The organism is Salegentibacter haimaensis (genome assembly GCF_054121495.1).
In genome coordinates this window covers 67438-94078 of record NZ_JBSYGH010000006.1, presented here as the reverse complement: position 1 = coordinate 94078, position 26641 = coordinate 67438, and the positions used below count along the sequence as shown (strand labels likewise).

General features: G+C 41.8%; 24 protein-coding genes. 6 read left to right on the top strand and 18 right to left on the bottom strand.

Annotated elements, in window-relative coordinates; all coding sequences use genetic code 11:
* Window positions 1-12: 12 nt before the first annotated feature.
* Window positions 13-4314 carry a translocation/assembly module TamB domain-containing protein gene (locus ACW6QP_RS07625; RefSeq protein ID WP_457910267.1) on the bottom strand — a complete coding sequence of 1434 codons (4302 nt, stop codon included), beginning with the start codon at window positions 4312-4314 and terminating at the stop codon, window positions 13-15.
* A 204-nt stretch (window positions 4315-4518) separates the two neighbouring features.
* Between ACW6QP_RS07625 and tsaD the strand changes: the two genes are divergently transcribed.
* From tsaD to ACW6QP_RS07595, 6 genes are all read left to right on the top strand, one after another.
* Window positions 4519-5541 carry a tRNA (adenosine(37)-N6)-threonylcarbamoyltransferase complex transferase subunit TsaD gene (gene tsaD, locus ACW6QP_RS07620; protein WP_457910266.1) on the top strand — a complete coding sequence of 341 codons (1023 nt, stop codon included), beginning with the start codon at window positions 4519-4521 and terminating at the stop codon, window positions 5539-5541.
* Window positions 5542-5544: 3 nt separating this feature from the next.
* Window positions 5545-6255 carry a 16S rRNA (uracil(1498)-N(3))-methyltransferase gene (locus ACW6QP_RS07615; protein WP_457910265.1) on the top strand — a complete coding sequence of 237 codons (711 nt, stop codon included), beginning with the start codon at window positions 5545-5547 and terminating at the stop codon, window positions 6253-6255.
* Window positions 6256-6391: 136 nt separating this feature from the next.
* A complete protein-coding gene (locus ACW6QP_RS07610) occupies window positions 6392-6997 on the top strand; it encodes a DUF4159 domain-containing protein (RefSeq protein ID WP_457910264.1) in 606 nt (201 codons plus the stop codon).
* Window positions 6997-7518, top strand: coding sequence for a TrmH family RNA methyltransferase (locus tag ACW6QP_RS07605; protein WP_457910263.1), 522 nt, complete (start codon window positions 6997-6999; stop codon window positions 7516-7518). Before ACW6QP_RS07610 ends, ACW6QP_RS07605 begins: the two co-directional genes overlap by 1 nt.
* Window positions 7519-7578: 60 nt before the next feature.
* Entirely contained in the window at window positions 7579-8619 is a 1041-nt protein-coding gene (locus tag ACW6QP_RS07600) for an AI-2E family transporter (protein ID WP_457910335.1), read from the top strand.
* A gap of 12 nt (window positions 8620-8631) precedes the next feature.
* Window positions 8632-9810: a THUMP-like domain-containing protein gene (locus ACW6QP_RS07595; RefSeq protein ID WP_457910262.1), complete on the top strand. Its 1179-nt coding sequence runs from the start codon at window positions 8632-8634 to the stop codon at window positions 9808-9810.
* Here ACW6QP_RS07595 and ACW6QP_RS07590 read toward each other — a convergent pair.
* From ACW6QP_RS07590 to ACW6QP_RS07510, 17 genes are all read right to left on the bottom strand, one after another.
* A complete protein-coding gene (locus tag ACW6QP_RS07590) occupies window positions 9803-11053 on the bottom strand; it encodes a phenylacetate--CoA ligase family protein (RefSeq protein ID WP_457910261.1) in 1251 nt (416 codons plus the stop codon). The genes ACW6QP_RS07595 and ACW6QP_RS07590 overlap by 8 nt on opposite strands.
* Before the next feature lie 27 nt (window positions 11054-11080).
* A complete protein-coding gene (locus ACW6QP_RS07585) occupies window positions 11081-12745 on the bottom strand; it encodes a C45 family autoproteolytic acyltransferase/hydolase (RefSeq protein WP_457910260.1) in 1665 nt (554 codons plus the stop codon).
* Window positions 12745-15735 carry an MMPL family transporter gene (locus ACW6QP_RS07580; protein ID WP_457910259.1) on the bottom strand — a complete coding sequence of 997 codons (2991 nt, stop codon included), beginning with the start codon at window positions 15733-15735 and terminating at the stop codon, window positions 12745-12747. The genes ACW6QP_RS07585 and ACW6QP_RS07580 overlap by 1 nt, the downstream gene beginning before the upstream one ends.
* Window positions 15736-16938 (bottom strand): DUF2062 domain-containing protein, encoded by a 1203-nt coding sequence (locus tag ACW6QP_RS07575; RefSeq protein ID WP_457910258.1) that lies wholly within the window; start codon window positions 16936-16938, stop codon window positions 15736-15738.
* Window positions 16939-16943: 5 nt separating this feature from the next.
* Window positions 16944-17312: a 3-hydroxyacyl-ACP dehydratase FabZ family protein gene (locus ACW6QP_RS07570; RefSeq protein ID WP_457910257.1), complete on the bottom strand. Its 369-nt coding sequence runs from the start codon at window positions 17310-17312 to the stop codon at window positions 16944-16946.
* A 60-nt stretch (window positions 17313-17372) separates the two neighbouring features.
* Window positions 17373-18002, bottom strand: a complete 630-nt coding sequence (locus ACW6QP_RS07565; protein ID WP_457910256.1) for a LolA family protein — start codon at window positions 18000-18002, stop codon at window positions 17373-17375.
* A complete protein-coding gene (locus ACW6QP_RS07560; RefSeq protein ID WP_457910255.1) occupies window positions 17989-18759 on the bottom strand; it encodes a polysaccharide deacetylase family protein in 771 nt (256 codons plus the stop codon). The genes ACW6QP_RS07565 and ACW6QP_RS07560 overlap by 14 nt, the downstream gene beginning before the upstream one ends.
* Window positions 18749-19807, bottom strand: a complete 1059-nt coding sequence (locus ACW6QP_RS07555; RefSeq protein ID WP_457910254.1) for a beta-ketoacyl synthase chain length factor — start codon at window positions 19805-19807, stop codon at window positions 18749-18751. Before ACW6QP_RS07555 ends, ACW6QP_RS07560 begins: the two co-directional genes overlap by 11 nt.
* Complete coding sequence (locus ACW6QP_RS07550) at window positions 19797-20984, bottom strand: beta-ketoacyl-[acyl-carrier-protein] synthase family protein (protein WP_457910253.1); 1188 nt, start codon at window positions 20982-20984, stop codon at window positions 19797-19799. The genes ACW6QP_RS07555 and ACW6QP_RS07550 overlap by 11 nt, the downstream gene beginning before the upstream one ends.
* 3 nt (window positions 20985-20987) lie before the next feature.
* Window positions 20988-21245 (bottom strand): phosphopantetheine-binding protein, encoded by a 258-nt coding sequence (locus tag ACW6QP_RS07545; RefSeq protein WP_457910252.1) that lies wholly within the window; start codon window positions 21243-21245, stop codon window positions 20988-20990.
* 1 nt (window position 21246) lies between these two features.
* Window positions 21247-23007, bottom strand: coding sequence for a beta-ketoacyl-[acyl-carrier-protein] synthase family protein (locus ACW6QP_RS07540; RefSeq protein WP_457910251.1), 1761 nt, complete (start codon window positions 23005-23007; stop codon window positions 21247-21249).
* Complete coding sequence (locus ACW6QP_RS07535) at window positions 23007-23426, bottom strand: acyl-CoA thioesterase (protein ID WP_457910250.1); 420 nt, start codon at window positions 23424-23426, stop codon at window positions 23007-23009. The genes ACW6QP_RS07540 and ACW6QP_RS07535 overlap by 1 nt, the downstream gene beginning before the upstream one ends.
* Window positions 23426-23875, bottom strand: a complete 450-nt coding sequence (locus ACW6QP_RS07530; RefSeq protein ID WP_457910249.1) for a hypothetical protein — start codon at window positions 23873-23875, stop codon at window positions 23426-23428. The genes ACW6QP_RS07535 and ACW6QP_RS07530 overlap by 1 nt, the downstream gene beginning before the upstream one ends.
* A 9-nt stretch (window positions 23876-23884) precedes the next feature.
* A complete protein-coding gene (locus tag ACW6QP_RS07525) occupies window positions 23885-24763 on the bottom strand; it encodes an LpxL/LpxP family acyltransferase (protein ID WP_457910248.1) in 879 nt (292 codons plus the stop codon).
* A 3-nt stretch (window positions 24764-24766) separates the two neighbouring features.
* A complete protein-coding gene (fabG, locus tag ACW6QP_RS07520) occupies window positions 24767-25498 on the bottom strand; it encodes a 3-oxoacyl-ACP reductase FabG (RefSeq protein ID WP_457910247.1) in 732 nt (243 codons plus the stop codon).
* Between the two features lie 124 nt (window positions 25499-25622).
* Complete coding sequence (locus ACW6QP_RS07515) at window positions 25623-25841, bottom strand: hypothetical protein (RefSeq protein ID WP_457910246.1); 219 nt, start codon at window positions 25839-25841, stop codon at window positions 25623-25625.
* 84 nt (window positions 25842-25925) lie between these two features.
* Window positions 25926-26603: an arylesterase gene (locus tag ACW6QP_RS07510; RefSeq protein WP_457910245.1), complete on the bottom strand. Its 678-nt coding sequence runs from the start codon at window positions 26601-26603 to the stop codon at window positions 25926-25928.
* Window positions 26604-26641: the final 38 nt, after the last annotated feature.

The following is a 26641-nucleotide window of genomic DNA, read 5'->3' as shown; positions in this document are numbered from 1 at the left end:
AAGAAGGTAGAATTAATTAGAGTTTTCATCGGGAAAGCTAATGTAGCCGGGGGCCAGGGAGCGGGCCGATCTTTCACGTCGCTCCTCCTCTGCTTCTTCATCCCGTTCCTGCTCTTTAGCTACAATTTTCCTGATAAGCTCTTTAAAAGTATCAAAATCAACCGAATAGGATAATCCGATACCCTGGGTAAAACCAATTTCTTCGCCTATAAATTGAAGGTTGTTTTCCCGATTAAATACTTTGGCCCTTAAAGAGCCATCTTCATTGAGAAGAAAATCAATTTCCAGATCACCTACGATCACAGACTCGGTAACTCCGCCTATAGGAACCCCCACGGCTCCATTTATCAACACCCTATCGCTAATTTGTGTAGACAGGGTTACTCCAAATCGGTCTACGGTTTGCTGGTCGGGGGTGCGGTCTCCCTGCACATAATTCACCCCAACCTGGAAGCGGCCGTCTTCATCGGCAAAAATATCATTAACTATACTTGAAGCTCTTTCTGCCAGAGTTCCCGTAATGGCGTTTTGCCTCAATCCAAATTCACTGTAAAATGAGCCCTGGGTCACTAAGAACAGAGCTTGCAGCTCTTTCCCGGCTCTATCATCCATTCTGTATTCCAATTCTGATCGTACTACCGAGCTGGCATTGGGGAATTGAATATCAAAAGTGATATCGGGTTGGGCGATATTTCCCTGAAGGTCAATAATTACTTCAACCGGAATCTTTCTGTTTATTGAAGGGTTTTCCAGAAGTACCGCAGGATTCGCTGCCAGTTCATAAACGGCACTCACATCGAGTTGCGCCTGGGCAGGGTTACCATCCCAATTTATACTTCCTCCCGATTCTACTCTAAACACTTTTTGAACCAGCCCTGCATACTTGAAATTATAAACTCCTTCATAGACCACAAAGTCACCCCACATATTAAATTTCCCGTTGGTATTGATTTCCATAAGCAGGTTTCCGGCACCACGACCTCTTAAGGTGCTTCCGCTGGTTTGGTCTACCACCACTTCCACTTCGGCTTCGTTGGTAACATCAAGGTCAAAAATTAGCTCCAAACCGGTAACCTCTGGCATTTGTACCTCTTCCCCGGCTTTTCTGGCAGCTTTTTCTTCCGGACTTAAAAAATGTATATATGAATTATCTCCAACCGATTCAGTATCATCTAAAGGAATTTTAAAAATAGTACCACGTTCGGTTCGGGCGTTAACATCGATCACCAATTTATCGGTAGGCCCCGTGATATTCGCGTCCCCGCTTATAAAAGCAGTTCCGTAATAAAGAGCGTCTTCTTCGGCGTCGGTATCCAGCACCAGCAACCTGTTGGTACTAATATTTAAATCCAGGAACCACTCGCTGAAATTTCGGTGAGAGATAGTTCCGTTTAATATCCCGTTGGTGTTGTATTTTGTGTCACGTATTCTAACCCGATCGAAATTAAATTCCTGTCGGGTGAGATTAACCACAGCCCTGTCCTGGAAATCGAGATCTACATTCAAATAAGGAATATTCAAACCGGCCTCCTCCAGGAAGATCTGGCCTGAAAAATCGGGATTTCGATAATCCCCGCTAAGCCTGGCATTCCCGGTAGCTTTTCCGCGAATATTGGAGATCACATCTTTACCCAGGGGGCTAAAAGCACCCATATTTAAATCATCTAAATCTACTTCGAGATCTAAAAGAGGTTGCTCGCCCGAAACATTGATACTTCCTATGGCGTTTAGCGACTCAAATCCTTCCTTCCTTAGGTTGGCGTTGATTTGATATAAGCTTAAATCTTCATTACCTTCAACTTCTATCCTAAGATTCCCAAGCTGATTTTCATTGATATCCAAAGAATCGATTCGCAAGTTTGAAATAGGGAAATAAGCCCCGGCTTCCTGCTTTAGATCTAATTTTCCATTTAAGGTTCCGGCAAGCCGTAGGCTATCGATTTCGGGGGTTATCTTGCCAATATCGACCTCGTCGAACTCCATACTAAAGTTTTTATAAGTGGAATCCCGCATTTCACCACTTAAGCGAATTTCTTCATTTTGGTGGCTCATCACCAGAGAATCGATTCTAATATCTCTGAAACTCTTATCCAAAACCACCTTATTATTCTTATTCCCCTCTTCATTTAAATACCAAACATTATCGCGAAATTTGATGTCTGATCGTTGAATTCCAACAACGTTCTTGTTTTCTTCATTGATGGTATGAAAAAGGTTGATATTAAATTCATCGTTATTTGAAGTACCCCCACGAAATTCTGATCGAATGAATAAAGTATCCCGTTGGGTTACATTGATAAAACTGAACTCTGAGAAATTATAGAGTTTGGTAGAAACCGAATCGGCTTCAAAATAAGTATTGTAGATAGGGTTGGTATTATCAACCTGCAGGTTTACACTTTCAAACATATTGTCGAATGCATCAATCCTGGGAGATCGGAAGCTAAGCCTGAATTCCGACTCGTCAGATTCAACCCTTCCGCGGATAAAAGTATTGGGCGCGAGGGTTATATCAGGGAAAAATACTTCCACGATTTTATTATAAATCTCAAAGTCGAATTCCATAAACTGATTGCTGGTAATGGTACTGGGCTCATAATTAGTATAAATACTTCCCAGGGAATTTTCGAAAAGCGCAGGTACTTCGTAAAGATCAAAAACACCCCGCACCTCTCCGCTAATCACATCGGGGGAGTTAATGCTTAGGCTGCGAACATTTCCATTAAATTCTGAACTAATAGTGAAATCATCGAAAAAATAGAGGTCGTTCGGGTTTTGGTAAGATGTGTTGAGCAACATAATCTCCCCTACAGCATCGTTAACACTGGTGCCTCTCATATTCATAAAAACATCCCCTTTAAAAATAGAAATGCTATCTCGGGAGACAAAATTGAGTTTATTTAAATCGGCATAACCAACGGCGGCCTCAAAGTCATATACATTGATTTCCTGAGAAAGATCTGCCAGGCCGTTAAATTCCATCCTGAAATTGGGATCGTTGGCCACTAAATTTCCATTAAAAACGGGATCGCGTAAATTTCCTATCACCCGAATATTACGGTAGGTGTAGTTATTGAATTCCAGCTTACTAATTTGCCCGTTCAGCTTGGTACTAAGGTTCTCTCTGTCAAATCCGCTGCCATCAAGGTTGATGTTAAAAGTGGTTTTCCCTAGTAGCGGCTCATCGAACAACCGGCCGATATTAAAATCGGTAAAAATCAATTTACCTTTATAAGAGGCGATCCTGGAGTTATCGAAATTACGCATTACCAGGTCGGCATCGGCGGTACCCAATTGGCTTGTGATAAAAACATTGGCATCTAAGGAGGTGGGAGTAACTTCCAGCAAGCCTTTGAGAGTCATATTGCCAAAATCCCTAAGGTTTTCCGGAAGGGTGTTTTTTAGGGCCGCCGGGAGTAAATTAACCAGGTCATAGTAATTGGAAGAAAACCGCTCAAAATCTCCATTTAATCTAAAATTTTTACCTTCTTCAGAGAAGGCTCCCCGAATTCGCATATCCCCTATCACCTCACTGCGATCGAGGCCTTTCATATTAAAATCAGGCAGCATAAAATCGTTAAGTGTGCCATCAAAACCTGAACTAAAAACGAAAGTTTGATTATCCCCGAAGCCTTCATAAAAAGTCTGCAGGTCGTTGCTGGAAAGCACCGACTCGTCGAAATTCCCCGTGATATGCACCAGGTTTTCAAAATCGGAAAACTCTTCCAGGTCATAATCCATTCTGAAGTTTCCTGTTAAAAAAGAATTTGGTGTTTGAAGCATCAAATCATCAAAAACCATACTATCCGGAGAATAGCTGAAGTCTGAACTTAGATTATCGATTTGAAGCCCCCGGGCCTCTTTTGCCCGAAGCAAGTCTATGTGTGTACTTATATTGTTTCCTGCGATTTTAAGATCGTCGGTATGCAGCTGAAGTTGCTTAAGATCGAGAACTTCAGGGTTTCCCAGGCTTTCGTCGGTATAACTGTAATGCCCCTCATACACCTGTACATTGCTGGCGTTTAACACAAAAACCGAAGTATCCCCGGTAGGTTCGGCTCTTAATTTTGAAATAAAATAGCTTAAGTTATCTTTTTCCTCACCGGCGTATTTTTTCATTTTAAGTCTGAAGCCTTCAATTCTTGTGGTTCCCAGGTTTGGATTTCCATTAATTAGATTGGAAATACTTAAAATCGAGGTTCGCAGTTCCCCGGCGTGGATTAGAGTATCCCCCTTATGATCTTCCACGAAAATTCCGTTAAGCTTCACGTTGCCAAAATAGCTGAAGCTCACCCGTTTTACACTTATATTCACATCATTAGATTCTCTAAGCGATTTCGTAAGCTGTTCGGCAACCGAAGTTTGAACAGCCGGAATTGAAAAGATTATCAGAAGTAAGATAAAAAGTAAAACCAGCGCAACTAAGGTTCTAGCTAATATTTTCCAGAATTTTTTGATACGCTTTTATGTTATAACTTTGTACTCATTATTAACAATTTCTATGCCCTGCTTTTCCTAATGGCTTCACAAAACATCTATATTTTAGGCATCGAATCTTCCTGTGATGATACCGCCGCAGCTGTACTTTGCAACGGTAAAATACTCTCTAATATTGTTGCCACTCAAAAGGTTCACGAGCAGTATGGCGGCGTTGTTCCCGAGCTGGCCTCGCGTGCCCACCAGCAAAATATCGTTCCGGTAATTCATCAGGCGATTTCTCAAGCAAATATCGACAAAAAAGACTTATCTGCAATTGCATTTACAAGAGGTCCGGGACTTATGGGTTCACTTTTGGTAGGGACCTCATTTGCCAAATCTCTTTCTATGGGTTTAGAGATACCTTTAATCGAGGTAAATCATATGCAAGCCCACATTCTGGCTCACTTTATCGAAGAAGATGCTTTTGAAAAACCTGAGTTTCCCTTCCTGGCTTTGACAATAAGCGGAGGTCATACCCAAATTGTGAAGGTTTCCGATTATTTCAAAATGGAAGTTATTGGTGAAACCATAGACGATGCAGTAGGCGAAGCTTTCGATAAAAGCGCTAAAATTTTGGGCTTACCCTATCCCGGCGGTCCTTTAATCGATAAATATGCCCAGGCGGGAAATCCCAAAGCCTTTCAGTTTCCCAAACCCAAAGTTGCGGGATTAAACTTTAGCTTCAGCGGATTCAAAACCGCCATTTTATATTTCATTCAGAAGCAAACCAAAGAGAACCCCGATTTCATAAAGGAAAATCTCGAAGATATTTGTGCCTCCATTCAGCATACTATTATTAATATTCTGATGGATAAAATAAAAAAGGCGGTAAAGGAAACCGGAATCAAACAAATCGCAATTGGCGGTGGGGTTTCGGCAAATTCGGGAATTAGAAATACGCTGAGAGCTGCTGAAAAAAAATACGGATGGAAGTGTTATATCCCAAAATTTGAATATACTACAGATAATGCCGCGATGATCGCCATTGCCGGGCATTATAAGTACCTGGAAAAAGATTTTGCCGATCTGGGCATTACAGCACAGGCGCGTTATAAATTCTAAACTATGCAGCTTTTTTATCATCCCGACATTAATCCCAACGCCGCCCAAATAATCTTTTCCAAAGAAGAAAGCCGGCATATGGCCCGGGTGCTTCGAAAAAAAGAGGGAGATCGGGTTGAAGTTACCAATGGAAAAGGCTATTTATTTTATGCTGAATTGATTCAGGCCGATCAAAAACAGTGTATCGCCCGGGTGATTGAAGTTGAACAGGAAACAGCCCTGCCATATTATTTACACCTGGCCGTAGCGCCCACCAAAATGAACGATCGTTATGAATTGTTCCTGGAAAAAGCTACAGAAATCGGGCTACACGAAATCACCCCCGTGATTTGTGAACATTCTGAAAGAAAGGTGATCAAACCTGAAAGATTTGAAAGAGTGCTGCAAAGTGCGATGAAGCAGTCGCTGCATTTTAGCCTTCCGCAGTTAAACCCGGCCGCTAACCTCAATGATTTTCTTGCTCAGAAATTTGAATGCAGGAAATTTATCGCACACTGCGAAGAAAATAAGCCCAGAAAGAGTTTAAAAAGCCTGGTACAACCGGGAGAAGATGTGTGTTTGCTCATAGGTCCGGAAGGCGATTTTTCTGAACAGGAGATTGCCCTGGCCCTGGAAAATGGCTGGCAGCCCGTAAGTTTAGGTCCAAGTCGGTTGCGCACCGAGACCGCTGCCATAGTAGCCTGCCATACCGTGGCCCTGGCCAACCAGGATTAAAGCCCGGCAAATGATTTATCTTTGCTATTTTTACTCAAACCTCGAAAGTTTTTGTAATTTTTGAAGTTTCGAACCAGTTAGTTAAAACCCGCATAAGTTGAAAAAACTCCCGTTTTTAATATTTGCTTTTTTTACAATGGGGTCGCTGCACTCCCAAAAGATCGCGACTTTAAAATATCAAGGAGGTGGAGACTGGTACTCTAACCCCACTGCCCTTCCTAATCTTATTGAATTCGCAAATTCTAATGCAGGGATGCGTATAGATAGTAAACCTGAGACCGTCACCCCGCAGGGAAGTGATATTTTTCAGTATCCGTATGTGTATATGACAGGGCACGGCAATGTTTACTTTAGCGATGAAGAAGCCGAAAACCTGCGAACCTACCTCCTAAGCGGCGGATTTTTACATATAGACGATAATTACGGAATGCAAGCCTATTTGGAGAAAGAGCTCGTTAAAATTTTTCCGGAGAAAAAACTGGAAGAATTACTGGCCTCTCATCCTATCTTTAGCGCTGCTTTTAATTTCCCTAACGGACTTCCAAAAATACACGAGCACGATGGTAAACCCCCACAGGCTTTTGGAATTTTTGAAAATCAAAGACTGGTGCTGCTTTTCACCTACGAAAGCGACCTGGGCAATGGCTGGGAAAGTCCTGAAGTTCACAATGACCCCGAAGAGGTTCGCCAAAAAGCTCTGCGAATGGGCGCCAATATTCTAAAATATAGCTTCGAAAACTAATGCAGCAGCTCACTCACTCCAGCTCAATCTTTTCTGAAAAACAATTTCCCATAGTGCTGTTTCTCGATAATATTACCGGGGCGGCAAACCTGGGCAGCCTGTTTAGACTGGCCGATGCATTTAATATACAGCGCATAATTTTTACCGGAACACCACCCGATTTGAATAGCAACCGGCTGAAAAAAACAGCCAGAAGCACCCAGAATACTGTGGCTTACGAGTATTTTGAAAATTCAGAAGAAGCCCTGAAAAATTTGAAAAATCAGGATTATGAAATTTATGCTTTAGAAATTACAGAAAACAGTATTCCTGTTGAGGAGTTTACCTATAAAGCCTCCAATAAAATAGCTTTAGTGCCTGGAAATGAGAATTATGGGGTAGATGAAGACTTGCTTAAATTATGCGATAAAAGCCTGCACATCAATATGTACGGAAAGAATTCAAGTATGAATGTGGCACAGGCCACAGGAATCGCTCTTTATGAAATCACAAAAAGCATACTGGCTTTCCATAAGAAATAATATATTTACCCTGTGAATTCAAAAGCAATAACTCTTGGAATTTTACGGGCAGCCGGTATCATGGTAGGTATCGTGTTGCTTTTGTACTTTTTATACGAAATCCAGTCGGTACTGGTTTATATTGCCGTGGCGGCGGTCATCTCACTTATAGGCCGGCCCGTGGTGATCTTTTTAAAGCACAGGTTGCTTATACCCAATCAAATCGCGGTGATTATTGTGCTTTTGCTGGTACTCTCTATTCTGGTAGGAATCATCTTTGTGTTTGTACCAATAGTTATCGAACAAAGCCAGCACCTGGGACAAATCGATATTGAAGCTTTCAGGAGTGATCTTAACGAGCTAAACCGTGAGATCAATGCCTACCTGGGGGTTGAAGAGATCAATATTATAGAAGGTCTTAGACAAAGCGAGTTCATTAGAAATTTTGATGTTAGTGCCATTCCAAAGTTTCTGAATAATGTTTTTGGAATTTTGGGAGCTGCACTTATCGCTATTTTTTCGGTGATTTTTATCTCATTCTTTCTCTTAAAAGACTCAAAATTAATGCTGAATTCTATCCTGGTGTTCGCCAATCGCGGGGAAGAGCAAAAATTTCAGAGAGTTTTTAATAAGATTAAAATTCTGCTTTCCAGATATTTTGTGGGGCTAACCCTGCAAATCACGGTTTTATTCATCCTATACGCTATCTTATTATCGGTTTTTCAAATCAACAATCCAATAGCCATAGCCTTTATTTGTGCGTTTTTAAACCTTATTCCCTATTTAGGGCCTATTTTCGCCGGAATTCTAATGGGGCTTTTTGTGATCTCCAGCTTCCTGGGAGCCGATTTTACCGAGGTGATCCTCCCCCGCCTGGGCTTTGTAATGCTGGGCTACGGAATTTGCCAGCTTATCGACAACTTTATTTCCCAGCCCCTGATTTTTGGAGCCAGCGTGCGATCACATCCTCTTGAAATTTTCCTGGTTATCCTTATTTCCGGCTTGCTATTCGGAATTTCAGGAATGGTGGTAGCCGTGCCATTTTACACCGCGCTTAAGGTTATTGCAAAAGAATCTTTAAGCGAATACAAAATTGTGAAGCGTCTTACCCGGGACCTTTAAAATCACTTGCTTTTGAATAAAGCGATCCTCAATCCCGAAATTCAGAATTTTATTCGGAAGAATTTAAAAACCGAGCTCACAAGCCTGGTTTTAAAAGGTAGTCCTTTCCCTGAAGTTACCGCAGCCGAGCTGGCGCAGCAAATTTCAGCACTTAAAAAAGCTGAAAAAAAACTGCCGTCCTGGTTCGCACAAAAGAACCTGTATTATCCGCCAAAACTAAATTTGGAACAAACTTCTTCTGAAGCTACCGCTAAATACAAAGCTTCCCTTTTCAAGGCAAAGCGCACTGCCGACCTAACAGGGGGCCTCGGCGTAGATTCTTACTATTTCGCTCAAAATTCAAAAGAGCATCACTATTGTGAACTCAATAAGGATCTTTGCGAAATTGCTGCTCATAATTTCGAAGTTTTAAATCAGATAAATATTAAGGTTCACTGTGGAGATGGCCTGGAATTTCTTAAAAATTCCCCGCTTAAATTTGACTTTATTTACCTGGATCCTGCGCGTAGGGATGATGCCGGCGGAAAGCTTTTTAAACTTGCCGATTGCCTTCCCGATGTTCCTCAAAATTTAGCTCTGCTTTTTTCAAAAACTGAAAAGATCCTTCTAAAAACATCCCCCCTGCTCGACCTTCGGGCCGGATTGCAGGAATTACAGCAGGTGAGTGAGATTCATATCGTTGCGGTAGAAAATGAAGTAAAAGAATTGCTTTGGCTGCTGGAAAAAGACTTTTCTGATTCTCCTCAAATTCACACCGTAAATTTTAAGAAGAAAGGAGATCAATATTTTTCGGGCAATATTGGTGTGGAATTTCAGGCTGAATACAGTCTGCCAAAAAAGTACCTTTTTGAGCCAAATGCAGCTCTTATGAAAAGCGGAATTTTTGATGAATTAGCACAGCAAACCGGGACTCTGAAACTGCATCAAAATTCCCATTTATTTACTTCAGATAAAAGTATAGATTTCCCAGGCAGAGTTTTTCAAATATCTGATATACTTCAATTTAAGCCTTCAGAAATAAAGAAAAAATTCAAATCTAAAAAGGCTCACGTGGCAACCAGAAACTTCCCATTATCGGTTGCTGAAATCAGGAAAAAATTCAGCATTAAAGATGGCGGGGACAGCTACCTGTTTTTCACTACAAATTTGGAGGGAAATCTTATCGTTCTAAGCTGTAAAAAGCTTACCTGAGATCCCGAAATAAAACCGGTTTGCGCTGGTCTTTTGTGAATCTAAGCGCCTCCAGTTCTTCGGCCTGGATTTTCTTTAAATCGGGGCTAACATTCAGGCCAGACTGAAGATGAATTTTTAGATTTTCTACATCCTTAAAATAGTGAGGAATAAGCACGCATAACTCATCGGTTCCTAAGGGATTTGTACTTGCCTCGATTACAAAACCCGGTAAATCCTTATAGGCGTGCAGGCAATTAATAATTTGCTGCGGATATAAACTGGTGCCCCTGTATTTCAGTTTTTGCTGCTTTCGGCCTATAGGACTGCTAATTTTTGCTCCTGAATTTCCACAGCTGCAGCCCCTGCCTAAATATTTCACCATATCGCCCGTAGCGAAGCGTATAAGTGGCATCGTTTGGGTTTGCAAAGGTGTAACCACCAATTCCCCTATTTCTCCCGGTTTAACCTGGTTGCCCCTTTCATCAAGGATTTCAGCATAGATAAGATCTTCGAATATATGATTGCCAGAGTGAAATTTGCATTCGGTAAAGGCGGTAGACATTTCGGTGCTGGCATAGGTGCTAAACAGTTCGATCTCCCAATCCTGTTTAATTCGCTCGCCCAGGGCAGTTAAATTACCTTTTTCATCTCTTAGACTTTCTCCAATGCAAATCGCCGCTTTTACCGAACAGGAATTTAAATCGATTTGGTTGGCCCTTGCATATTCTATCATTTTCAAAAGAAATGAAGGTACTGCCACCAGAAATTTGGGTTTAAAGCGAAGGATAGATTCCCATTGTAAACCCGGCAAACCGCTGCCGGTGCGCACTATCCCGGCTCCCAGTTTTCTTAGGCCTAAAAAATAGGCCATTCCGGCCATAAACCGGCGGTCTAAGGTGGTGGTGATCTGCACCACATCTTCAGGTTTTACCCCCACCTGCTCAAAAGAACGCCGTTCATTCTCGGCCAGGCGGTTTAGATCGGCTTCGTTTAATGCAAAACTCACGGGATTCCCCAGGGTTCCCGAAGTGGTTACAAAGTCTATAATTTCATTCTTCGGAATGCTTATAAAATCTTCGTTGAACTGCTGCAGGTCTTCCTTACTTGTGAGCGGAATTTTACTGAATTCCGCATAATTCTGAATCGATGAAATATCCAGGCCCTCCGCCTTAAATTTTTCCCTGTAAAAAGCTGAATTCCCGGCGGCATATTCCAGCTGCTGCTTTAGTAATTCGAAGTTTTTATTTTCCTTTTTCTGCATTCCTAAATTTTACCCGGTATTTTAAACTCAAAATTTTCGATAGGCCTTTTTGATCATTTTTTCTAAATAGGCTTCCTCCTCTTTGCTGCTCACTTCCCTTCGCAAGGCTTGCTTGTAATTTATTACAGCCTGCTTATAATCTTTCGTTTCGTAATAATAATCTCCCGCCAATGCATAGGCCTTCCAAAAATGGGGATTTAATCGTTTCAGTTCCGTGATTTTTGATTCCTGCGGAAATTGTTCCCTATCGATCGCATCCCTTATTTCACGGCTTAATTTTCGGTATTTCTCATAATTTTTAAAAGCTTGAGAATCTATAAAGGGATCCCGGGCGATATTTTTTTCAGCTGAAGCTACAGAACTCATAACATTTCCGGCCTCGAATTTAGCAAAAACCTCGTCGAGGTCATAGGCTACAAATTCTCCCAGCTGGTAAGGATTGGCCGAAACCCACAGCATATTTTCTGCAGGTTTAAAAACTATCCCGTGATGCGCGAGCAACTGGTTAATTGCCTTCTCATTGCCAAAGCCAAGCTTAGCTCCGGCTAAACCTTCTTTATTGCGCAGCATATTAACGGCGATTTCAGGATTGAGTTTATCGTTTTCCTGAAGCAACTCTGTCATTCGTTCGTAGCGATATTGTGTGTGACTGTTATTTATTGTTTTTTGATTTCTGCGGTCTTCTTTAAAAGCTTCACTTTGAAAATGATTGCTACATATCATTTCATTAGAATTATCGACCTCAAAAACACCAAAATTATTTGGCGACACCTCAATTAGAATTGCTTTATTTTCACGGGCACTTCCCACCATTATAGCTTCAGCTACAAAAACTTCCCGGTTTTTTGCAATTTCAATAGCTTCCGCGGTATTTTCGGCATACTGTAGAATTTCCCGGGCTACCAGGCTCACCGGAGTCTTTGCCTGCAACGGGATGCTGCTTTTCCCAGCGTTAATGGTCACAGTCAAACCTTTTTCATTCATTCCGCTCACCGCGCCTATCATTCCGCCCCAGGTGTACATCATGAATTTATGACCTTTAGCCGGATTGATGAAAGCAGCGATTTTTTCTTCAGCAAATTCATCGCCCACATAGAAATCAAAATTCCTTCCGAGCAATAAACTGCCGTCGGTGGTTTTTTCATCCCAGGCAGCAAAAGAGGTACAACCCACCAGCATTAAATCCTGAAGCGCGTGGCCAATATCGTGAGCGGCGTGATAATAGAGCATTCGCAGGTAGGGCGCAGCGAAATCATCGAATTCTCTGGGAGCAAAACGGGAAACTCCAAAAATCTCCTGCTGATACTCTTCAGGCACGTGTTTGTACATATTGCGATTAAACCAGGCGATGGTTTTTTTTAGAAAATTTCGATAGGAGTCTGAAGGTACCACAGTCTCAATCTGGTTCATAAATGTCCTTTCCTGCCGTTTCATAAGCTCCCGGGTAAGACTTCCCTTGGCCAATCCGCGTTCCAGGGCATCGCCTTCAAGATAAAGTTCCCAAATTCCGAACTCGTTTTTCTGAAGGGAATTTTTTCCCAGGCTAAAATGGTCCTTCGAATGAACCAGTCTTGTTGTATCGATTTGCTCCCAGCCGCCAACCTCAGGCCTGTGTTCCATAGATTTCCTCACCCCGCAGGAATGCAGCGAGATGAACAAAATAAGAATTAGTATAGACTGAAGCTTATTCATTACAATAATCGGCTTAATACGACTATATTGTTTTGTCGGTACTGAATTTCAAAATCCAGGTCGATGATCCAGCGGTAGGAAAATTGAGAGTCAAGTATGATCACTTTCTTCGCATTAAGATTCACTGCCTGCTTCAAAAACTCAAAACCAGCGGCACTGGGTTTACCGCAAATTATAAAAACCTCTTTTCTGCCCAAATTCTCAGGGATCTCATTGATTATCTCTAAATTATAGTTTAAAGATCTGAATGAATTTTTAGCTCTGTTATAAGCCATTTCATCTTCAATATAATTTCTCAACTCAAGCCCTGGTTTTTTATAACTCAAATACAGCGGCAAAATATTATTGGCGCAGCCAAAAAGCAAAACTCTATCGTTCTCCTCTAAAAAGGTGGAAGTTTTTAGGTAGCGTTCTTTCTCTGCGTTAAAAGTTCCTGCAAATTTTCGAAACCGGGGCTTATATCTCAAATTATCGAATACAGCTTCCCGGTAGAATAATTGATCGTTTTCGTAATTGGTTGCCGTAAATAAATTGGCAAATTTAAAAGCCGGTTTCCCTGAATTACGCCTCTCGATAAACAGAAAATTTAATAGCCAGGCCTGTAAGATGAAAACCACCGAAACTGCCGCTATGATTCCAATAACCGACACCACGGCTACCGACTGTAAAGCAGGATGTTTCGCGAAGACCAGGGCGCCCATTCCCAGCAGAGTAGTAAGCACCGACAGTAAGATTGAAGCCTGATAGGTTGGTAAAGCCTCTTTGTTTACATCGTACTCTCTTAAAAATGCATTGGTCATAAAAATGCTGTAATCCAGCCCGAGACCAAAGATAAATGTTGATATAATTATATTTAGAATATTAAATTCAAGGCCTGTCATTGCCATAATACCCAGGGCTATAACCCAGCTCCCTGCTACGGGTAATAAACTTAGAACTGCCAATTCAAGATTGCGATAGAAAAGCAACAAAATCACAAAAACTGCAATGAGGGAGTAAAAAATTAAGCGATTAAAATCCTGTTTTAAATCTCCGAGAAAATTTTCATTAATCTTTACCCGGTCGAGAATAGTAACGCCTTCCTGTTCTTCGAATAATTTATAGATCTCACTGGCGCGTTCTTCCCCTAATTGCACCTGGCTTATCACCGTTGCGAATCCGGGAGATTGTGAAATGAAATCGCTTAAATAAAGTCCGGAATTGTTTTGATAATCTTCGAGATAAATCCCTTCAAAATTTTTGTCTAACTGAGCATAGAAATATTGAAAACTCTCGGGTTTAAATCCGAAATTTCCTGAAATATCAATGAGATCGTTTTCCAGTCTATCTTTTTTTGAATCATTCCAATAGCGTTTCCAACGATTTATGCGCTCCCGTTGCAAATCGGTAGAAAGCACTACCCCGCCGATGCTGCTGTAGTTTTCGATAAGTTCATTTTTGCGTAATTCCCGCAAATTTTCATATAACTGGGAATTTCGCAACAAAGCTTCGTCTATATCATTTCCGTAGGCCACCAACTGAAGATTTTTCTGGTTTCTACCGGCAATTCCAGTAACCCGCTCTTCAGTCTCCCTTAGTTTTTCAGGCTGAAAATTTAAGGCCGTGATATCTGAATTAAATTCCACCCGATTAAAGAAAAACAGGCTAATCAATAACAGCGCAAGCATAACAATCACAACAGGCCTGAATTTATAGAACCTGTAAGCTGAAATCCGATCGAGAAAACCCGGCTTCTCTAAACTTATATTTTGTGGAGCCTGATATAATTGCGGAATTAAAACCAGCGCAAAAAGCGAGGCGGCGACCAAAGAGATTGCGGCAAATAATCCCAAATCCTGAAGCGCCGGACTTTTCAGAAAAATCAAACACAAAAATGCCGTGGCGGTGGTGATACTACTCATTAAGACCGGCTTGGTAACCTCCCTGTAAAGTTGTTCCACATCCCGATTATTTCTGAAATGCGTGAGTATATGCAGGGCATAATCCAGGCTAACTCCTACCAGCACCGCTCCAATTCCCAATGCGATGGCCGAGATTGCAGGCTTTACCAAAAAAAGTATGGCCAGGGCAAATAATCCTCCTGCCAGCCCGGGAACAAAGAGGATAAGAGGCACGTATAATTTTCGGTAAAAAACTATAAGGACTACCAACAAAATCGCAAGGGCGATCGAGATGGTGTATTTTATGTCATTTTTAATTTGTTTGGCATTGGCCAATGAATACAAAACCCCTCCAAAATACTCCCCGCGGGTTTCGGGATAAGTAGCTTCCAGGGAAGCCATAATACGATCGAGTTTTTGAACGAATTCGGCATTTTTATCGGTTTCTGAAGCCGGGTATTTCGGGTCTACAAACAGCAATAAATGCCGGTCATCTTTGGTGAGGAGAAAGTCGTTGTAGAGATAAAAATCACCTCCCACCTGCAACTCCCTGAGTTTGCTTAAACCTAAAGTAGTTATGGAAAGTGGGTCTTTAAAAATAAATTCTTTGGTGACCAGGCCGGTAGGGCTCACAAGATTCACATAGTTATCTCTAAGCCTTTCAGCAATACTATCTCTGTCCAGGCGGGCTTCAATGGCTTCGTAGTCGCTGGCATTTAGAAAAAGGGGTAGATTTTGATAGACAAAATCGTAAACATCCAGCATATTATCTTCGGCCACGTGACCCTGAATACGGTCTATGTACTGCGGAAGTTCTTTTTTGACCGAGTCTAAAAATGAACGGGCAAAAAGGCTTAGGCGGTGCCGGTTGGTTTCTTCTCCGGTTGAAGAAATGCTGATGATGATCTTATCTGAAAATTCATTCTGATCCAGAATTTTTCTGGTGATCTCCTGTTTTTCTCCTTCAGGAATCAACCTGGAAACATCTTCTTCCAGCGTTATTTTTGAAGCTAAAAATCCGCAAAGAGCTAAAAACAGGAATAAAAGGGCAAAACCGGGAATTCTGTTTTTCCGAAATAGATAATAGATTTTTATAAAGATTCGGTGCATCTAGGGCTTTACCACCTGTTTTTGATTAGACACCGAAAATAAGAAATAAAAGACAATCCATAGGAAAAGGGCCACTACGCCTGCCAGGGCAAAACTTCCCAAAATATATTGTCCGAGACTGAGAAGAATATCGTTGGCCGAATCAAAATCTTCGGGTCTTAGCTCCCATTGAATTCCGTTTCCGGTTACCAAAGAACCTGCCTGGTAACTGGCATAAATAATAAACGGAATAAGTGGAGGAATGCTAATATTTGAGAACAAAAAGGCCACTACTTTATTCAATCTAAAGATCGCGGCCAGGCCAAAGACCAGCAAAGTATGCAACCCCCAAAAAGGTGAAATTCCCACAAAAACGCCCAGTGCAATGGCAGCAGCCTTTTTATGTGCCGGTTCCTGGCTTTTTATAATATTCTCTTTCCAAAACCTTCCGAAGCCTTTTCTCCTGAAATCCTGATAAGTGTCACGGGGGTGTATATAAAAGAAACTCACCAGCACAAACCACATATAAAGAATTGTGATCCTGGTGATATCCCAAAATGGCCTGAAATGAGTTACCCTATTCTCTTCATAAAAAACCTTAATCGGTACATTGCGCACCTTAACCTTTCGCCAGGCAGATTTTACAATGATCTCAATTTCGAGCTCAAATTTGTTGGTGTAAAGCTTAATATCATTCACAACTTTTAAGGGATAAAGCCGGTAACCGCTTTGAGTATCGCCCAATTGAATCCCTGTTACGACCAAAAACCAGAAATTTGAAAATTTATTTCCTGTAGTGCTTTTGCCCGGAATGCCATCCTGGCCCATATTGCGATCGCCTACCAGTAAAATTTCGGTGTCTTGGTCCTTATTTTCAAGTTCGGTTAAAAAGATGTCGAGATCATCGGGATAATGCTGCCCGTCTGAATCTATAGTCACGGCATATTCATAACCCAAATCTTCTGCCAGCTGAAAACCTGATTTTAAGGCTTCCCCTTTTCCGCGATTTTCAGGAAAGTGATGAATGTGAATTTTACCTGTAAACTCCTTTAAAATTTCTGAAGTAGCATCGGTTGAACCATCGTTCACCACCAGGATCTGGTTAGTATACAATAAAAGGTCTTGCAGCACACTGGCCAGACTTTTTTCGTTATTGTAAGTAGGCACGATGATACAGCAATTTTCAGATTCAAATCTATGCTGGTATATTGGAGTTTTGCTCAATATAATTATTTTTTAATTTGATATATAGCGCTAATTTTAAGCGAATTACCCAGGTTGTTTTTAGCTATACCTTTAAGTTTAATTTCGTCTTCCAGTTGCTCTATTTCAGACTCAAGAATAAGCTGGTTTTCCTCTTCGGGATTTACCACTGCCAGAAACTTTACATTCGAAGCCTTCTTTAGTGCCAGTTTTTTTCCGGTAAACCGCTCGGCCTGCTCCTTGAACAATTGCATTAAAATTACGCCGGGGGTAACGGGTCTTCCGGGAAAATGTCCCTTGTAAATATCGTGGGAAGCATTGATTTTAATCTGGCTAATGCACCTATTCCCCTCGGTTTGGGAAGATTCCAATTCGCAAAAATCTACTAATAACATATCGCCCGGTTTAGTTTACTAAAATAGACAGAATATTAGGAAATTAAAGGAAGCTGCAACTTATTTTTCGAGGCTAAAAACCGAATCGGGAATGTTTGAATTTATTTGGGTGTTGCGAATTTCTATATGGGTATAATCCCCGGCCTCCTCTATTAGTTTAACCGAGTTTAACAGGCCTTCGCCATCAAAACTCAGTTCAATTTCCTTAAAAAACCGGGAAAGTTGTGGGTCGCCGGGTTTCATATTTGCCCTTATAAAGTCACCATCCCGGGTATAAGTAGTTTCAAAATTATCCTGGTCCAGAACCAGGCTGCCATCTACACTGGCTGAAATTAGTTTTCCTATCTTTTCGAACAATTTATTACCCGCAGGCATAGCCTGGCTTTTTTTGCCTTCGTTCTCTATATGTAATTCTCCATTTTTAAAAAGGAGTTTATAATTATAGGGCGTCTCATATTCCCACTTTAGCAAATCGGGGGCTTTAAAATAAATTTTTCCACGGCTTTGGCCATTATCTTCTATCATAGCCATATGCCGGGTTTGAGTAAAATCGGCTTGCAGGCTTTTAACCGAGCTTACCTTTTCCACAACTTTCTCCCTGAAGTTTTCTATCTCCCCCTCATTTAGTTTCTGGGCCTGTAATGAAGTTCCCAGGCCTAAAAACATCAAAATTAAGCTAAGTGTACGCATTGATTTTCAGTAATTTATCGAGTCTAACGACCTCGTATTTTTTTTCCTGCAGCAAAAGCAACAACCGTTCCAATACAGCTGCGGTTTTCTCATTATTATCGTGGAATAAAATAATTGCCCCGGGTTTAATTCTTTTTTTTACCCGTTTAAAGATAACTTCTTCTGAAGATAAAACCGCATCGAACGAACGTATACTCCAACCTATGGAGGTCATTCCTGTAGCTTTAAGGGCATCTCTGGTCTTGGGACTCACAATCCCAAACGGAGGCCTGAACAATCTCAAATTTAATCCTGAAGCTTCATACGCCGCTTCATTGCAGGCTTTGATCTCTTCGATTAATTGCCGGCGACTTAAAGCCCCCATTAACCGGGTATGGCTAAAGCTGTGATTGCCTACGATATGTCCTTCAGCAATTATTTTCTGAAAAATTTCGGGTCTGGCTTTAATATTTTTCCCGATACAAAAGAAAGCGGCTTTTACCTCAAACCGCTGTAAAACTTCCAGGATGGCCAGGCTTTGTTCGGCTGGCCCATCATCAAAACTAAGTGCAATTTGCTGCTGCCTGATCCCGGGATTAGAGTTCAGTGACTTTACAAAAAAATTGAAGCGAACATTGGTAGAAACGGTGATTAGGAAAATCACATAGAGTATTGCAAGGCCGGGAATAATCCAAAAAGAAATCAATCCCAAACCCGCCAGGACAAGCCCGAGCAGCAATAAGAAAACCATCGCGACCTGTAGATACTTAAATTGCACGTAGCAGAATTAATCCGTGATTCTTAGCAAGATACTGATTGTAGATGAGAATATTTTTAATCTTTCCTGGCTCCACCGAATTTACTCGGAAGACCTCAGGAATAACGCCTGTTTTCAAAATTCTACAAGCCTGAAAAACAGCGTAACCCGATACCGTATCATATTCTCCACAAAGTGGTTTCCAGGCCAGGCAGGTGGTATTTTTAAACCGGTCACTTATCAAATCATCGTAATAGAAATCATAATTTGCATCGCCATTTTTACCCAGCATTAAAAGATCTATATCCTCTAATTTCATTTGATTTTTAGACAGGAACTTTTCAATAGTCTGATCTATGTTTTTGACAGTCAAATGAAGCTGGGAGTCAAGCAGTTCAGCATAAGAGCCGGGATTTGCAGTTGACCCTAAAACAAAAAAGTGAGCTCCTTCTGAAACTATGGTACCCGAAGTTTGATTTTGCAGAAGATCAAAATTCTTAATCCTGTCTTGCTTGATCTGCCCGTCCAGCTTCATAAAGCCGGTGATCTTTTCTGATATCTCTTCAACCCCTCCTACTAAAACCGACTGAGGCTCATCATTTTCAGCAAAAATCAACTGAGCCTCCAAAATTGCCGATTCCAGAGAACCAGAATTTTGAGAATAGCTAAGGTTATGCTTTTTGCACTTCAAATGCAGGGCTATTTGCCCACCTACCGTGTTATGTGTAGATTGGATAAAGGCAGTAGGACTTAGCAGCTCTTCTTCCCGCTCCAACATTTCCTGAAGAAATTTTTCAGTATCCTGTTTGCAGCCCTGTCCTGTACCTGTGATGATGGCCGAAGGCATTTCTACTCCGGCATCGCTCAAGGCCATTCTTGAAGCCGATATTCCCATTTTCACAGCTTTAGACATTCGTCTTAAGGCCATTGGTTTGATAAACTGCTTATAATCGGGATCCAGGGCCGGGATAATATTTTGGTGGTAGACCATAAAATCTTTCTCTTCGGTGGCATCGGCCGGTTGGGAACTAATCGAAGCTATTCCGTTTATATAGATTTTAGAGCCCATCTTTGCTGAATATTAATGAGGTGCAATTTCCGCCAAAGCCGAAAGAGTTAGAAAGCACGTAGTTTAAAGCCTTATCAGAAAGCCTGGCCTCGGGCTGCATATTCAACTCTGGAATAGAATTCTCAAAATTCAAATTCGGAAAGACTTTTCCCTGCTCAAGAGCCAGCAGGCTAAAAACCGCTTCTACCGCACCGGCGGCAGCCAGGCAATGTCCGGTAAATGCCTTTGTAGAACTAAAAGCCGGAACTACCTCCCCAAAAATGCGTTTTATAGCCCTGCCTTCTGAAAGGTCATTATTTAAAGTGGCGGTCCCGTGGGCATTGATATAATCTATATTTCCCGGGGAAATTCCTGCAGTTTCAAGAGCTTTCTTCATCGCTAAAAAAGCTCCTTCTCCCTCTTCGGAAGAGGCGGTTTGATGAAAGGCATCGTTTGCATTTCCATAACCGCATACCCGGCCCAACACCGGTTTTCCCTTTAATTCTTCCTCAGCTTCCAACACCAGGTAGGCCGCTGCTTCCCCAAGGTTAAGCCCTTTTCGGTTAGCATCAAAAGCCCGGCAATTTTCATCGGATAGAATCATCAGGGAATTGAATCCGTTTAAGGTAAATTTGCTCAGACAATCGCTTCCGCCCACGATTAGCCTTTTTACTTTCCCGGTTTTGATGAGCCTGGCGCCGGTCATTATCGCGTTGGCTCCCGAAGAACAGGCCGTGCTGATATTGCTCACGAGCCCGGATATGCCAAAATATTCGGCAATTTTTTCAGTGGTAAAGCCGGGATGCTGCGCCTGTATCCATTTATGGGAAGCCAAATTATTCTCAAATTCATTGAAATAACGTTCAGTATAATCTATACCTCCCACACTGGTTCCCGAAATTAAGGCGGTTTCAGCATCAATTTCAAGCCCCGATTGTTCCAGGGCTTCTTTTATCGCAAAAGTGGCCAGCAAAGCGGCACGGGTATAGGAATGATCTTCAGGAAGGGATAACATCGAAGCAAATTCTTTATCGCTTATTTTGATCTCGCCCACCGGGAGAGTGCTATGCCTAGTTTTGAGAATTTCAGGTTTGGAAAGCCCCGATCGGGAATTTAATAACGCTGCTAGATTTTCTTCTTTAGAGCGGCCAGACGCCGAGATAATCCCCATTCCGGTAACGGCTACTCCCCTGCTCATATTTTATTTTGTGCGGTTTGCCTCAATAAATGCAGCCATTTGATCTATTGAAGTAAAAATCTCACGGCCCTGCGCAGGATCGCTCAATTTAATGCCGTAATCTTTCTCAAGAAGTACGATTAACTCCAGGGCATCTATAGAATCCAGGCCAAGACCATCGCCAAAAAGCGGCTCATCGCTGGAAATATCGCTAACTTCCAGGTCTTCAAGGTTTAATTGTTCTATAATACTCTTTTTGAGTTCGGTATGCAGATCTGTCATTTTAAGAATGGTATAATTTGGAGAGGTTTTCTGCAGAAAATTTGATGTTTCCTGCTGAAGATACCCGGCACAAAAATACATCATATTCCCCATTTTCCAAGTTTAGCCAGCCGCAAAGTGCTTCTGAAGCTTTGCCTGAACTCAAAACAGTAGAAGCATAGTGCTTCAAAAGTTCTGCATCAATAGCTTCAGAAATAAAAAATGCATTTTCGCTTTGAAGTTTATGTCGAATACTGATTTCCCCTAACACAATATTCGGCAGGGTATACACAAACAAAGCCGGAGAGGCAAAACTGCGGGTAGATTCCTGGAATTCCCTGTCGGTCTCCAGACTCGAAGCCGAATTTGCAAAAATCAGGGCCGTATCTTCCCGGAATTTTCCTTTTTCCGAAAGAATTTCGGTCGCTAAAAATCCCAGTTTGGAAAGGCCATCCATTTTATGAAATTTCGGATAATCCAGGTCAAGCTTTTTATAAATCTCCTTCAAAAATTTGGGAAGAGACAGGTTTTCATCATCCCTAAAGAAAACCTGACCTGAATGCTCTACCAGGCCATTTTTAAGGCGAACCCAATCTTCAATAAATAATTTTAGCTCTTCCTTATTATCCTTTAAAACCGGGACTTTTCCTGGTTCTTTTTTAAATACCAAAGCGAGATTGCAGCCGCCAAAGCCTGATGCGGTTTTTAGGGCATAGGTTATATTTTTATATTGTACCTCCTTGATTATATTCAGCGCTTTTGAAGTGCCTTTTTCCTCAAAACCCGGGCTAGGATACAATTTTTTATTTAACAGCGTATGTTTCGTAAATATGCTTTCCAGTAAGGCTGAAGCCCCCAAAGTATGCCCAAAATAGCCTTTAAAACTATTTAAGGGCACCCTTCCTAACCCGGCACGGTTAAAGGCAATAGCCTCCATTTCGTCGTTATAAAGTGTGGCCGTCCCGTGAGCAGAAATGAAACCGATTTCACCGATGTTGATTTTTACTTCAGCAAATGCATTTTCTATACTTTTCAAAAGCCCTTCCCCGGTACGGGAGGGACCTGAGATATGATTGGCATCGTTGGCCGTGGCATCTGCAATTAAACTTACCACTTCTCCTTTTTGAACAATCTCAGTGCTTAAAAGCATCGCCGCCGCAGCTTCTCCCAAACTTATGCCATCACGATTTTTTGAAAAAGGCATACAGGCTCTTGTACTAATAGCCTGAAAAGAATGAAAGCCCGAAAGCACAAAATCACTGCAAATATCACCTCCAACCACAAACACATTTTTCAGGTTTTGGCTATGGCAAAGTCTGCGGGCTACGGCCAGGGCCAGTCCGCCCGAGATGCAGGCATTTGATAGGATAACGGGCTCCTGGGAAAACCCGAAAAAGCCGGCGATAACTTTAGCAAGTTCAGCCAGATAAATTCTTTTCGCGGGAAATTCTCCGGGTTCATCCAGCAAATCTATATTTCCCTTAGTGGTGGAAAGGATTAGCCCGGTTTCAGAAGGATTTAAACCCGGATTTTTTTCCAGGACATTAGCTACTGCCAGCAGCATCATTTGTTCCAGCCTGGTAAATCTTTCAGGATCACCAATTTTGCTGAATTCGGTTTTTAATTTTTCAGCAGCGATAACCCCTGCATAACCCGATTGGCCCGAGGCAGATTCGTAAGGCTCCAGGGCCGATTTACCCTGCTCCACGGCTTTGAGATTTTCTTCTGTCGAAAAACCAAGCGGAGAAATAATGCAATCGTCAAGTAAATACAATGCTTTCATTAAAGCAGGCCCATTTTCTTTTTCCATTCAGCAAAAAAAGGCGGATTGTTTAGTGCCATCTGCCCTTTTTCATCTAAAAATACCTGAAGCGTCTCCCCGGTACAAATCAGTTTCCCGGCCTTAAAAATTTCGTACTTAAAGCACATCTTCGCCGCGGCCGAATTGATAAAATGCGTATGCACTTCAAAGGCATCGCTGTATTTTAAAGGAAGTTTATGTTCACAGCTGGATTTCACGATAGGCGTAGAAAAACCTTCGGCCTTCGCATCGAGATAAGAAATACCGTGTTGCCGGCAAAAATCCTCACGGCCTTCTTCAAAATATTTCAGATAATTCCCGTGCCAAACGACTTGTAAAGGATCGCATTCGTGGAACCTCACCTTAAGTTCAGATATCGTATGCAATGATTTTTCGAGCATTAATCTACCGTTACGGTTTTCATTTCTGAAGTAGCCAGCAATTTCCCGGCTTCATCTCTGGTCTCGGCACCTACAGAAGTGACATTTAAAAACTCCTGAAGAATTTCAACTTTGGTGATCAACTTCTCTCCAACTTTTGGCAGGGCGAAAATCTCTACCGATTTAATAGCGCCTATAAACCCGGTTTTGGGTTTATCAAGCCCCAAAAGTTTTCCCTGGTAACCACGCCAAAGCGACATACTTTGAGCCATATGCTCGATAAGCCCGGGCTCTGAAAACTCGCCTTCTTCTACCAGAATATTTTCTTTCGGAATGCTAAAAGCAGTGACCCCGGTTTTATCGGTAAATTCCAGCAACCCATCTACCATAACAAAGGGAGGCTTCTGCGGAATTAACTCCAGGATTCGCTTAGGATCAAGAATGGGTTCTTCGAGTAAATTTTCTGCCATAGTTCAGGTTTAACTGAAATCGTTCCAATAATCATAATAATTATACCACTGATGCGGATATTTCTTCAGCATAAATTCCAGGTTTTCAAGATAGGCTTTTAATAGAATTTTCGCATCATTTTTTTCAGGATTAAAGGGCCTGGCGTAAAAATGATAATGAAATTTCTTCTCCCTCATAATGTGAACAAACAACACCGGAATTTCTTTTCTAGCCGCTAATTTAAAAGGCCCCTGCGGATATTTACGCAGAATTCCCATAAATTCTTCTTCAAAGGTTTTAACCCCTTCCACATACCTGTCGGCAGCAAAAACCAGAAGCTCATTGTTTTCCAGGGCCTTATTCATTTCAAAAATATGGCTAAGATCTTCTTTGATCGTGATCAATTTTATAGCCGATTGCCCTGTTACAGAGTCCAGGTAATTTTTGATTTCTTCATGTTCCTGGTCGGTAAGCACGAGATTTACAATGGTATGATCGTGACGATCGTCAAAAAAATGTTTGGCTAAATTGAAATTCCCGATGTGAGCGGTAAGTAAAATCCCTCCTTTTTTCTGCTTCAGTAAGGCTTCGATATGATCTATACCATCGAATTCGAAAGTATATTTTTCTTTCATTCCGGCAGCGATGGCCACACGGTCCAGTTGAATTCTTCCGAAGGTAAAATAACTTTTATAAATATTCAAGGCTGCAGAAACCCGGGAATAGCCCAAACGTCTTCTAAATAGAAAATACACGCTTTTGGTGGAATTCCAGGCGGCAACTATAAAATAGAGCGCCACAAAAAGCAACACAAAGTAGGAAGCGTAAAGCCCAAAATTTTTTATGATAAAAACATAAATCCTGAAGCCAAGCACCGTGCCCCGCGATTGCCCCTTCCAGTTCGCCATAGTCTAGGTATAAAGCCCCCCGTTAATATTGATCACTTCTCCGGTGATATAGCTGGCCTTGTCTGAAGCCAAAAAGCTCACCAAATCGGCTACTTCTTCGGGATTTCCAAACCGATTTAGCGGGATGAGTTTTTTTAGTTCTTTCTCGTCGAAACCAGAAGTCATATCTGAAGTGATAAAGCCCGGGGCCACTGCATTTACCGTAACTTTCCGCTTCCCGATTTCCTGGGCCAGCGCCTTGGTGGCGGCGACCACCGCACCCTTAGCCGCCGAATAGTTTACCTGGCCTGCATTTCCTTTTAACCCCGAAAGAGATACTATATTGATAATTCGCCCATAGCGCCTGCCCAGCATCTCCTTCAAAAGCGGTTTGGTCACATTGTAAAATCCGTTAAGGTTGGTATTAATCACCTGTTGCCAGTCTTCAGGTTTCATCCACATAAACAATCCGTCACGCGTAATCCCGGCATTGTTTACAATCACCTGAATTTCTGCCTCAGGATGAGTTTTACTGAAATTTTCCAGGGCTATTTCTGCAGCTTCGGTATTGGCTACATCAAACTGAAGCAGCACACACTGCACTCCCTCCTGCTCGATTAGATGTTTGGTTTCTTCAGCAGCTGTGGTATTGGAATTATAATTCAACAGAATATTATACTGCAGTTCTTTCGCCAGTTTTAAGGCAATGGCTTTTCCAATTCCGCGAGAGGCACCGGTAACCAGGGCGTATTTCATAAAAATTTAATTTCGCTCAAAAATAAGAAATCCTTTTTAAGACGAAACTCCCCGCCGGGAGTAATAAAAAAGTCCTGCTTTTGGCAGGACCTGTGAAGTTTCAAACGTTAAAAAACGATTCTTTTTACTCTGAAATCTCTTCGGTAGCAGGAATAGAATCGTTCACTGTGGTTTCTGTTTCCATAGTGTCAATAGCAGGAGCAGCCTCGGTTTCTTCTTCCATAACAGGAGTTTCAACATTTAGTTCAGCTTGCTCACCCGAAGTTTCGGTTTCGGTTTCCTTACAGGAAACTAAACTGCTTAGCATTACAAGTGCAAATGCACCCAATACAACTTTTCTCATTATTAAAATTAGATTAAAAACACGCGAATGTATGCTATTTTTTAATACGAAAATCAGCGGTATGAAAAATTATTAAGAAATTAACTACAGTTCCTCCTCCAGCACTTCCCAAACGGTTTCAGCCATTATTTTTTGACCTTCGGCGGTAGGGTGAATTCCATCCTGCTGATTCAGATTCGGATCTCCAGCTACGCCTTCCAAAAGAAACGGAATCAGTACCAAATCATTCTCCCGGGCAAGCTCGGGAAACATTTCCCTGAATTCCCGGGTATACTCTTCTCCCATATTAGGCGGAATTTGCATCCCGGCCAGGATAATTTGAACCCCGGGATTATTATTTTCTACCCTGTCTATGATTTCCTGCAAATTTTTTCGGGTCTCCTCAATTGGCACTCCGCGCAAACCATCATTAGCTCCCAGTTCAAGCACAAAAACATCAACCTGTTGGTTCAATACCCAATCGAGCCGGTTAAGCCCACTAGCCGTGGTTTCTCCACTTAGTCCGGCATTCACCACCTCGTAGTTTAGACCTAAAGAATCTATTTTTTGTTGAATATGCGCCGTATAAGCTTCTTCTGGATCCAGGCCCAGGGCAGCAGTTAAACTGGTGCCGAAGAATACGATGCTTTTTTTAGAGTTTTCGGGTTGTTGATTTTCCTCTTTGGCTTCAGTGGCAGTTTCTTCTTTTTGTTTGGTTTTTTCTCCGCAGGAATTCAGCATAATAAGACCAACCAATGAAGCGATAAGCAACAAGTTTTTCATAGCAAGGGGTTTAATCGAAATCATTTCTTTATTTTGTC

Coding starts and splice junctions, on each gene's coding strand:
- tsaD (WP_457910266.1), top strand. CDS start 4,519: ATGGCTTCACAAAACATCTATATTTTAGGCATCGAATCTTCCTGTGAT.
- ACW6QP_RS07615 (WP_457910265.1), top strand. CDS start 5,545: ATGCAGCTTTTTTATCATCCCGACATTAATCCCAACGCCGCCCAAATA.
- ACW6QP_RS07610 (WP_457910264.1), top strand. CDS start 6,392: ATGGGGTCGCTGCACTCCCAAAAGATCGCGACTTTAAAATATCAAGGA.
- ACW6QP_RS07605 (WP_457910263.1), top strand. CDS start 6,997: ATGCAGCAGCTCACTCACTCCAGCTCAATCTTTTCTGAAAAACAATTT.
- ACW6QP_RS07600 (WP_457910335.1), top strand. CDS start 7,579: ATGGTAGGTATCGTGTTGCTTTTGTACTTTTTATACGAAATCCAGTCG.
- ACW6QP_RS07590 (WP_457910261.1), bottom strand. CDS start 11,053: ATGCAGAAAAAGGAAAATAAAAACTTCGAATTACTAAAGCAGCAGCTG.
- ACW6QP_RS07585 (WP_457910260.1), bottom strand. CDS start 12,745: ATGAATAAGCTTCAGTCTATACTAATTCTTATTTTGTTCATCTCGCTG.
- ACW6QP_RS07580 (WP_457910259.1), bottom strand. CDS start 15,735: ATGCACCGAATCTTTATAAAAATCTATTATCTATTTCGGAAAAACAGA.
- ACW6QP_RS07570 (WP_457910257.1), bottom strand. CDS start 17,312: ATGTTATTAGTAGATTTTTGCGAATTGGAATCTTCCCAAACCGAGGGG.
- ACW6QP_RS07565 (WP_457910256.1), bottom strand. CDS start 18,002: ATGCGTACACTTAGCTTAATTTTGATGTTTTTAGGCCTGGGAACTTCA.
- ACW6QP_RS07555 (WP_457910254.1), bottom strand. CDS start 19,807: ATGGGCTCTAAAATCTATATAAACGGAATAGCTTCGATTAGTTCCCAA.
- ACW6QP_RS07550 (WP_457910253.1), bottom strand. CDS start 20,984: ATGAGCAGGGGAGTAGCCGTTACCGGAATGGGGATTATCTCGGCGTCT.
- ACW6QP_RS07545 (WP_457910252.1), bottom strand. CDS start 21,245: ATGACAGATCTGCATACCGAACTCAAAAAGAGTATTATAGAACAATTA.
- ACW6QP_RS07540 (WP_457910251.1), bottom strand. CDS start 23,007: ATGAAAGCATTGTATTTACTTGACGATTGCATTATTTCTCCGCTTGGT.
- ACW6QP_RS07535 (WP_457910250.1), bottom strand. CDS start 23,426: ATGCTCGAAAAATCATTGCATACGATATCTGAACTTAAGGTGAGGTTC.
- ACW6QP_RS07530 (WP_457910249.1), bottom strand. CDS start 23,875: ATGGCAGAAAATTTACTCGAAGAACCCATTCTTGATCCTAAGCGAATC.
- ACW6QP_RS07525 (WP_457910248.1), bottom strand. CDS start 24,763: ATGGCGAACTGGAAGGGGCAATCGCGGGGCACGGTGCTTGGCTTCAGG.
- fabG (WP_457910247.1), bottom strand. CDS start 25,498: ATGAAATACGCCCTGGTTACCGGTGCCTCTCGCGGAATTGGAAAAGCC.
- ACW6QP_RS07515 (WP_457910246.1), bottom strand. CDS start 25,841: ATGAGAAAAGTTGTATTGGGTGCATTTGCACTTGTAATGCTAAGCAGT.
- ACW6QP_RS07510 (WP_457910245.1), bottom strand. CDS start 26,603: ATGAAAAACTTGTTGCTTATCGCTTCATTGGTTGGTCTTATTATGCTG.